This is a genomic window from Vibrio sp. 970, assembly GCF_033339075.1.
Map to the genome: position 1 here is coordinate 1 of NZ_JAWOTW010000764.1, position 528 is coordinate 528.

At 43.9% G+C, this 528-nt stretch carries 1 protein-coding gene; it reads right to left on the minus strand.

The window, feature by feature from the left end:
* Positions 1–516 (minus strand): Nif3-like dinuclear metal center hexameric protein (locus R7Q11_RS29065; RefSeq protein ID WP_225467332.1); only part of this gene is annotated, 516 nt, incomplete at its 3' end.
* Positions 517–528 lie beyond the last annotated feature (12 nt).

Genomic DNA, 528 nt, shown 5'->3' on the forward strand with positions numbered 1-528 from the left:
GGTTTCGATCATTTTCTCCGCATTATCTGGAGCGATATGCAGAGGCTCTCGATTAAGTGCTTGGTTGATATTGCTCGCAAATTGAGAACCAGTCATCGGTTTTTTCAAGCGTCCAAATAGGGCGACAGACTGCGGATGACCTTCTAACCCACCGTCGATTTCAATATCAAGAAGACGAGCAAGCTCCGCGTTGTTACCAAGTTCAGGATGAATGTCGAGCGGTAGATGGTAGCCGTACAGATTAATGTCACTTTTAATTAGGCTACGAATTCGCTTACCTTTCATACCGCGAATGGGTTCTGGCTCCCCTTTCCAAAAATAACCATGGTGGACCAATAACGCATCGGCTCTGAGTTCAATCGCTTTATCAATTAATGCTTGAGAAGCGGTTACTCCAGTAACAACGCGCTTGATCTGTGGACAGCCTTCAACCTGTAATCCATTTGGCGCGTAATCTTTAATTAACTCGGGCGAGAGTTTGCTGTTGAGAATCTTTTCTAACTGTAAATTATTCATTATCACTTCCAA